This window comes from Candidatus Cloacimonadaceae bacterium (assembly GCA_030693415.1).
GTDB lineage: Bacteria > Cloacimonadota > Cloacimonadia > Cloacimonadales > Cloacimonadaceae > JAUYAR01.
In genome coordinates, this window is sequence record JAUYAR010000137.1 from 1 (window position 1) to 8,453 (window position 8,453).

The window sequence follows — 8,453 nt, forward strand, 5'->3', positions numbered from 1 at the left end:
TTGCTAAGCGTCTTCTGCTCCTCATCGCTTAGCTCAAGCCTGCCTAAATGGAGTAACACGGTATTACGGGGACCCTTCTCGGTGTTGCGAGACTCAATCAACTGGTAATAGGTGTGACTATTACCGGTACGCGAGCTGTGAGTGATCTTCTTTCTTATAAACATGAATCCCAGAAAATCCAGGCGCTGAAGCTGTCAATATATATATTTCTTGCAAAGCCCTGATTTTGGACACTAATTGGCTATCTTCCGAAACTCAAATACTATTTTTCAATGAGTTACGATTCCAAAATGACTAAAAACACATTTTTCATGCGAAACGTGGGCTAAATTGAGGCGTGAAGTTCAGGGGTTGGCAGTTAGAAAATTAAGGGTGTGAAGCTTGCGCGCCAGCTTCTTCCAGAATTACGGTTTTATGTGTTCAGACAGTCCCCCTGGAAACAGACCACCTTGTTTTTTCCGTTGTTCTTTCCTGAATAGAGCGCCAGATCGGCTTCGTTGATCAGATCAGCAGACTGAAGTGTCTCGCGATGATAGCTGAAACCGATAGTCACTGTGATGGATAGCTGGTGATCACGGCAGATGAATTGTTCGCTTTCCACCCGGCTTCGGATACGTTCCGCCACGATTTCCGCGCCTTCACAAGAAGTTTCTGAAAACACGAGCAGAAATTCTTCTCCGCCCCAACGCCCGGCTGTATCGGTTTCGCGGATTGAGCTTAAAAATATATCCGCCACGCGTTTGAGAACGATGTCTCCGCATTCGTGACCATAAGTGTCGTTGACGTGTTTGAAGTTGTCAATGTCCACGATTGCAATCGCCAAGCCGCGTTTGTAACGCGAGGCACGCTTTCCTTCCCGGAGGCAGATATCTTCCATGACCCTACGGTTATAAAGCCCGGTCAGGCTATCATGCCTTGCCAGTTTTGTCAGCTCGCGATTGAGCTCTTTCAGGTGGTTTTCGGCTTCGACTCGTCTGTCGATATCTACAAAAATGCCGATCACTCCGATGACTTTTCCTTCATCATCCGCGAGGGCGGAGACATGCAGATCAGCCCAAAAAACCCTTCCATCCTTGCGCAGATAGCGTCTCGCCTTCCTGATTCCACTATTATCGACGGATAAAAGTTGTCGATACATTTGCCGGCTTTTTTCAGTCTCATCCGGGAGAGTCAATTGCCCAACATTCATGGACATGGCTTCTTTTGCCGAGTATCCGGTGAATTCACACCAGGCGGGATTGACCAAAATGTAATTCGCGTCCAGATCCGTGATTCCGATTGCCACGACCGCGCTTTTGAAGACCGTGGAATAAATATGTTGGACGTTCAATTCTTTCATGTATCCTTCCTTTTGGTTCTTTGGAAAACTAACATTTGTTTCCGAGCCAATTTGATCTCCTCGAAGTTAAAAAAGAATCGGTGCAAACCATGTTCACGATCTGCACCGGTGATCTACAATCTATGCTACTGTGGGAGGAGGCGTGAAGACTCTCTGCCCCAGTTCGTTATCCAGCATGAAGACGCCCTGCATGTTGTCGCCGATCATTTTGAGCTTGCTGACGATTTTGTCCGCAGCGGCTTCTTCTTCCACCTGTTCGTCCACAAACCATTGCAAAATGCTTTTGGTGCCGTGGTCATTTTCCTTGATGGCGAGATCCATGAGGTTGTTGATGCTTTTGCTGACAAATTGCTCGTGTTCGAGCGCCATTTTGAACGCATTGAGGGGGTTGCCGAAATCGACGGCGGGTTGTTCGATCGCCGTCAGTTTCACTTTTGCGCCGCGGTCAAGCAAATAGTGGAAGAACTTCATCGCGTGGAAGCGCTCTTCCTTGCCCTGAGCGTCCATCCAATTGGCAAAGCCGTCCAGGTTTTCGTGCTTGAACCAGGCTTGCATCGATATGTATAGATACTCGGAATAGAGTTCGCGGTTGATTTGTTCGTTTATCGCTGTTTCGAGGGATTTGCTGATCATGATTTCTCCAGTTTGTTTTTTATTTGTTTTTCGAGGGTTTGGGTGATTTCCTTCAAGGTTTTTTCATCCGGAATATATTGGGTTTTGATCGGCGCCAGCATGTCGAATCCGCATTCTTTCGGGTCTCCCAACAGGTTTTGCAGAATGGGAATGCTCTGTCCGCCCCAACCGTATGAACCGAACGCGAGGCCGATCCTGTCCTTGGGTGAAAGACCTTTCAGGTAATAGAGAAAAGCCGCGACGGTGGGCAGGATGGAGCTATTCAGAGTGGGCGAGCCGACGCAGATGTATTTGGCATCGATGATATCGGTCATGATGTCTGAGATATGGCTGGTCTGCAAGTTTTGCATTTTCACGTGGATACCGAGATTTTCGAAAGCATCCGCGATTGCATAAGCTATCATCTGGGTGGATTTCCACATCGTATCATAGATCAGCAGCGCTTTATTGGCGTCGGCAACGTTGTATGCCCAACCCTTGTAAGCACTTAGGATGTCTGGGATGTGCTTTGTCCATACCAGTCCGTGGCTCGGACAGATCATCTCGATATCCATCGGCGCCGCGGCGGTCAACACATTCTGCACTTGCTTGGAATAGGGCAATACGATGTTTGCGTAATACTTTTTCGCCTCTTCCATGACGATGCCGAGTGGATAGTCCTTTTCGAGTCTTTCGGTGGAGGCGATGTGCTGTCCGAAGGCGTCGTTTGAGAAAAGAATCTTGTCCTGCGGACAATATGTAAATTGGTTATCGGGCCAGTGCACCATCGGGGTGGTGATGAAGTGCAGATCACGCTTGCCGATGTTGATGCAGTCCCCGGATTTGATCTCGGAAAAGTTCCAGTCCTGCTTGTAATGCATCTTCAAACCCTTGATGCCGTTGGAGTTGGTATATAGCTTGGCATTGGGGAGGATCTTCATCAGAGCGGGCAAGCCGCCGGAGTGATCCATCTCCACGTGGTTTTGGATGAGAATGTCTATCTGGGCGGGATCGATGAGGTCTTTGATGCGGGCGATCATCTCGTCAAAAAAATAGGCTTTGACATTGTCGATCAGGGTGATCTTTTCGTCTATGATCAGATAAGCATTGTAGGTGGAACCCCTTTGCGTGAGGTATCCGTGGAAGTTTCGCAGATCCCAATCGATCGCGCCAACCCACCAGATATTATCTTTCAGTTTAATGGCTTTCATGTGTTTCTCCGGTTCTCTATTACTGTTTCCTATGTAGATAGTGTAACATACAATGCGAATCGGTCAAGCGAAATGTTCATTTTTGACAGACCGGACAATAGAAGCTGCTGCGCCCACCCAGACGGATCACCCGAATATCATGTCCCAGCGGGCATGCTTTCTTTTGATAGACTTGCAGATAGTTTTGAAACTGTCCGCTTTTATCGTCGATGCGCCTAAAATCCGAGATCGAAGTTCCGTTTTTGGCAATGGCTTCGCGCAGCACGGCTTTGGTATCTTTGACAATGGCTTTCAGTTCTTTGTCGCTGAGCCCTCCTGAAGGACGATCGGGACGGACTTTTGCCCGAAAGAGGATTTCGCTGACATAGATGTTTCCAAGCCCGGCAATGATGCGTTGATCGAGGATGGCGTTTTTGATAGGCAACTTTTTGCCTTTGAGTTTGTCTTTCAGATAGAGATCGTCAAATTCGTCGTCAAGCGGTTCAGCGCCAAGCCTGGGCAGATAGTTTGCGATGTTGCTGCTGTTGCAGAGGATGATCTTGCCAAAAGTGCGCGGATCGATGAAATGCACGGATTCCTGCCCGGTAAGTACAAAGCAAGCGTGCTCGTGTTTATTGGGCGGAGTTTCGGCTTTTGTATGCACCAGCTTGCCCGTCATCCTCAAATGGATAATGAGGCTGTTTCCGCAATCCAGGGTGATAATCATGTATTTGCCGCGTCTTGCAAAGCTGATCGCCTTTGCTGGAAAGGCTGGTTCAAGCACTTCCGGGTCAAGGATCACGGTACCTTCGCGGAGACAGTCCAATGCCATTATCTTTTTCTTGTTGAGTGACTTGGCAAGCCCGTCCAAGACGGTTTGCACTTCCGGTAATTCTGGCATCGGTTTCCCTTTATTAGTCCAGTTTCATCAGGTATTTCTTATCGATGCCGCTCAGGGAAGTCTCTCCCAAAGACCGTCATAGATCCGCCAGCCCTCGTCTGTATTGACCAGCGTGATCGTGCGGAAGGCATTGGCGGGATTTCTCGTCACAAGCTCTTTCCAGGCAGGAGAATAGACATAGTTTGAAGCGGCATCAAGAGTCTCTTCAAAGCCCAGCCAGAGGAATTCAAGCTTCAGATCGGATAGCTTGTCGGCAACTCTTTTGCTGTTTTCACGGTCATGGTTTCCGATCAGCACGTGAGTGATCCCAGGTAAGCTTGCATCATTTAGCAGAGCGACATATTCGCTATCCGCCGCATCCCAGGTTTTGGGGAAATTGATCGATGCGATCTCGAGTTCGATCTTGTCCAATGCGCTGCCGTCGATATGCCGAATGTGAAAGCCGGTTTTGTCGTCCCCATTGCGGTATCCAAATTGCAGATAGTATTTTCCCTGAGGGACTTGCGCGCCAAAGACGCCCTTGCTTTTCTGCTCAAGATAGACGATCGGATAGAAAGCTCCATCCTGATAGCGATTGACTGAGAACTGTGTATCAACAGCGTTGAGCGGAAATCCAAGCTCGTCAACGCAGCTAACTTTCAGTTCAAAACTCTGGGGATTCCGCGTGCCAGCGCCATCTTCAAGTGCTTGTTTGGCAACGTTATAATAGCGCCAATCGCCATCTAACAGCACTTTGATCAGATTTGGAATACGGGTAAACTGCGTGGAAAATCCGTTTGCCCGGGCGATGGAAACCGAGAGCATGCGATACTGAAGCGCATTGAGGTACTTCTGTTTGCCGGCGATCTCCAAAGACAGCAAGCCGGAAAGTGCTTTTTCCCCTTCGATCTTGTATGTTTTTGCTTGCCACCGCATGATCTTGTCCAAGTGTTTGGCGTCGTGCTTTCCCTTTTGCACAAAAGCTTTTGGGTATAGCTGCGCCTTCTTTTTATGGGAATATGCCGCCCTTGGCAATTCCTCCCAATGCACATTCGGACCCATCAACGAAGCCAATTCTTCATCGCCATAATCTTCGGAATCGAACTTATTGAAGAAAGTGTGGAGCGCTTCAAACTGCTCCGCGCTCGCCTGCCAGAGGAATTTCGGATCTTCGTTCAATAGGTAAATCATGAATTGACGCGTGAGCGGAGGGTTGTTGAGCACAAAACTCAAGAACTGATCATAGTTTCCACGCACGGCGGCGCAGAGCTCAACAAACAGAGAATCGGCATGCTCCGCTTGAAATGGCAAAACCCTCTCGGAGAAGGACTTGTGTTTGACGTTCCACTCCGCTTTGGCAAGCTTGACTCCCTCGTTCCAAATCTCCGGCGCCTGAGACCATTCCATCGGATTGGAAGGATAGATCAACAGCAGGTCCTCGTCCGCGAAAGGTTTGTCGCTCAAGGTCATAGAGACGTCTATATTCTCTTCCACCCCGGAAGGAACGAGCACCAGACCCTTTTTTCCATCCTTAAAAGCGGAAATATAGAAAGCCCCACGCCCGACACTCAAATCAAACTTCCCCTCGGCATCAGTTTCCAGCCAGATGAGCGAACGCAGGCTTCCCCAATTATAGACCATCACGCCAAAAGAAACCTTGGGAAGAGGCTCACCGGCTGCAGCGACGATGCTCAGTTTCAGGGTGCGGGTGCGCTCTTTGGCATAATTTCGGATGGAATTGATCACCGTGTCATATTTTCCAGTGATCAACACTTCATCATCCCCGGAGGCGAGAGAACCATCCGCGAGGATCAGAACGGTCTTGTCGATCATGCCGCTAAACCACGTCTGATCAGGAAAATACGCCGCTTCCATGTCCCCGGTGTAATGCCATTCTCCCTCAAGGAAAACCTCTGCCCAAGCATGATTATTGTCGCTGTGCGCCCACCAGGGAGTGCTTGCGGGACGGGAGGCAAGACCCACCGTTCGTGCCGCCGCCACAAAGAGAATCTGCATTTCCTCACAGCGTCCGTATAATGATTTTTGGGTGATGTCAAGCGGTGTCTGATCGCGACCGGAGGTTTGCTTGAAGACCAATCTCGCCACGCACCACAGGCTCACTTTGCGATAGAGATCAATATCGTCCACGGAGCTTTGCATGATCTCCCGCAAACCATCATCCAAAAAGGCTTTTCGATAGGCTTCGATGCGTTCGTCGGATACCGTCTGCCGCGCGATGTAGGAAAGATAGAATTCCGGTTCAAATTTTGTTCCGTGCTCAAGCAGCTTGACGATCTCGTCATAGTTGCTTTTGATAGCCGCAGGATTTGTTAGGATCAGATTCACATCGCTTTCATAGGCAATCAGATATGGCATCACGACGTCCGCGCGGTATTTCAACAATGACTGATATTGCCGCCGCCGGGATTTCTCCAGTTTTTGCAGATTCATCTCTGCTCTTTCCTGCAATATCTTGTATAAAGAGGGGTTACCCGCAGCAGTAAAACGAGGTGGCAAAGCCGCATTCAGCGCTCCGAACAACACACATGACAGTACTATGAATAGATACTTACGATAGTATCCGCGCATCATATCTCCCGATGGGACAGTTTATTTGTCAAATTTCGTGCACGTTTCATGCCATAACCGCGGATATTTCTATCATATTACGGCTGCAAACCAAGCCAGACATTTTCGCTTGTTATCGAGGGGTTGAATATTACTCTCGGAAGAGCACAATTAACGCGCAATCTGGAAGTAAAATTGCTACTCTTTTACATCAGCAGATTTATATAAGGGAGGAACTTATGAAAGCCTCGAAACCGGTTTGCTTTTGGGCGATCCTGATGCTGACGGCAGCTTGCCTTCATGGGCAGGCAGCCGAAAATAGGATTAGCCAACGCTATTCCCAATCCATCGGCTATGTTCTGGGTGCCGACGAAGACTGGCATAATTATCGTCTGCAACGGCGTGAAGAGTTTCAATACGTCCCCGGGTATTCATCCGTGATCCAAAGCATGGATATGCACAAACGTGATATCTATGACGGGGTTGACAGCGGCTGGAGTTTTGAGTATCGAACGTATTTCGCACCGCAGGTGATCGATGGACCGCAGGGAAGGACGATCATCTACAATATCTCGGATCAAAACCGTCAACGCATTGAAGTGTATGATCTTCAGAACAGAATCGTTTGCATCAGAGAAGGTTCGCTCGCTTCCGGCGTCCGAAACCACTATTTCTACAACGCTTCAGGACAGACGGACAGCATCGTCCGCTACCAATCATTATATAATAACAACATCCTCTACAAAAAACGCGTAATGCTTTATGATGATGATGGATACAAGCAGGAAGAGCATGTCTTCGAATCCCCCGATTCATTGAATTGGGTTCAGACGGAGCGCTCATTTGTGTATTATTCGGACGGATCCTATCCTCCAGGTTTTGAATTCAGGTTGCACAATCCGCTGTTTGCCCGATCCGCACCCGGCTTTGTCTCATCCTACTTGAACCATCATTTCACCGGATTGTGCACTTCCGGTGTAGTGGATTCCGTTCTCACCCAACACTTTGCAAATGGTGAATGGTGGGACGCCGTTCGGGAGGATTATTTGGTAAATATGGAGACGCCGGGTATTTTGAGTTTTCTGATTACAATTACCGATGTGCCATATTCTCATATTCCGGACTACTTTCCGGGGGTGGCAAACTTTGCTTTTGACGCGGATGGATACTTCAGATACCAGAATTATTCAATGGATGATAGCTTGCTTCCGCCCCATCATGAATCGACGGAGTATAGCTGGGAAGCTGCGGTCTTAGCTGATGACGAACTGCATATACCTGCTTTACAAGGCTTTAACGCTTGTCCCAATCCCTTTGGTCAGCAGCTTGTCCTGAGCATTGAAATGGCGGAAAGCGCAAAAGGCAGCCTCTCCATCTATAACATTCGGGGGCAGAAGGTTGCGGAAGTTTATTCGGGAAACCTACCCAAGGGCAGCCATAGTTACACCTGGAATCCCGAACCCGGTTTGAGGCTTGCCAACGGGATTTACCTGGCGGTTATTGAGAGCGGTAAGCATCGCAGAATATTGAAGCTGAGCTACGTGAAATAAACCGTGGAGCCGGATGCCGATCCTGCCTAAAGTTCGCTCAGGATTTGCGCGGGACTGATGCAGTAATAGATCAAACACGTTTAACCCAGTTAATGCAGTAGGATTTTAACCAGCCTCAAAAAACCGTGTTTTCCAGTAAAATATCCTCCTCAAACCGTGGTTTACCAAGGAGAAAACCCAACTGCATTGCAGTTGAAATTTAGCGATAGAAGTTTAAGTTTTTCAAAGACATCCAAGAGTTTATTCCTCCGTTTTTCAGATGGAATTCCTAGTCTGAGAACATCATCTTTGCCATTCTTACCCATTATGCCGGG

At 48.4% G+C, this 8,453-nt stretch carries 6 protein-coding genes; 1 reads left to right on the forward strand and 5 read right to left on the reverse strand.

Annotation, left to right across the window (positions count from 1 at the left end; genetic code table 11):
- Positions 1-412: 412 nt before the first annotated feature.
- From Q8M98_08110 to Q8M98_08130, 5 genes are all read right to left on the reverse strand, one after another.
- Positions 413-1,339, reverse strand: a complete 927-nt coding sequence (locus Q8M98_08110) for a diguanylate cyclase (GenBank protein ID MDP3114725.1) — start codon at positions 1,337-1,339, stop codon at positions 413-415.
- A 120-nt stretch (positions 1,340-1,459) separates the two neighbouring features.
- Positions 1,460-1,972, reverse strand: a complete 513-nt coding sequence (locus tag Q8M98_08115) for a ferritin (GenBank protein MDP3114726.1) — start codon at positions 1,970-1,972, stop codon at positions 1,460-1,462.
- Positions 1,969-3,162, reverse strand: a complete 1,194-nt coding sequence (locus Q8M98_08120) for an FprA family A-type flavoprotein (GenBank protein MDP3114727.1) — start codon at positions 3,160-3,162, stop codon at positions 1,969-1,971. Before Q8M98_08120 ends, Q8M98_08115 begins: the two co-directional genes overlap by 4 nt.
- Before the next feature lie 76 nt (positions 3,163-3,238).
- Complete coding sequence (gene mutM / locus Q8M98_08125; GenBank protein MDP3114728.1) at positions 3,239-4,042, reverse strand: bifunctional DNA-formamidopyrimidine glycosylase/DNA-(apurinic or apyrimidinic site) lyase; 804 nt, start codon at positions 4,040-4,042, stop codon at positions 3,239-3,241.
- A gap of 51 nt (positions 4,043-4,093) precedes the next feature.
- Positions 4,094-6,610: a transglutaminase domain-containing protein gene (locus tag Q8M98_08130; GenBank protein MDP3114729.1), complete on the reverse strand. Its 2,517-nt coding sequence runs from the start codon at positions 6,608-6,610 to the stop codon at positions 4,094-4,096.
- Positions 6,611-6,828: 218 nt separating this feature from the next.
- Here Q8M98_08130 and Q8M98_08135 point away from each other — a divergent pair, with 218 nt between their 5' ends.
- Positions 6,829-8,139 (forward strand): T9SS type A sorting domain-containing protein, encoded by a 1,311-nt coding sequence (locus Q8M98_08135; protein MDP3114730.1) that lies wholly within the window; start codon positions 6,829-6,831, stop codon positions 8,137-8,139.
- Positions 8,140-8,453 lie beyond the last annotated feature (314 nt).

Excerpts from the sequence above, each read along its gene's own strand:
- Q8M98_08135 (MDP3114730.1), top strand. The coding sequence starts at position 6,829 with ATGAAAGCCTCGAAACCGGTTTGCTTTTGGGCGATCCTGATGCTGACG.
- Q8M98_08110 (MDP3114725.1), bottom strand. The coding sequence starts at position 1,339 with ATGAAAGAATTGAACGTCCAACATATTTATTCCACGGTCTTCAAAAGC.
- Q8M98_08120 (MDP3114727.1), bottom strand. The coding sequence starts at position 3,162 with ATGAAAGCCATTAAACTGAAAGATAATATCTGGTGGGTTGGCGCGATC.
- Q8M98_08130 (MDP3114729.1), bottom strand. The coding sequence starts at position 6,610 with ATGCGCGGATACTATCGTAAGTATCTATTCATAGTACTGTCATGTGTG.
- Q8M98_08115 (MDP3114726.1), bottom strand. The coding sequence starts at position 1,972 with ATGATCAGCAAATCCCTCGAAACAGCGATAAACGAACAAATCAACCGC.
- mutM (MDP3114728.1), bottom strand. The coding sequence starts at position 4,042 with ATGCCAGAATTACCGGAAGTGCAAACCGTCTTGGACGGGCTTGCCAAG.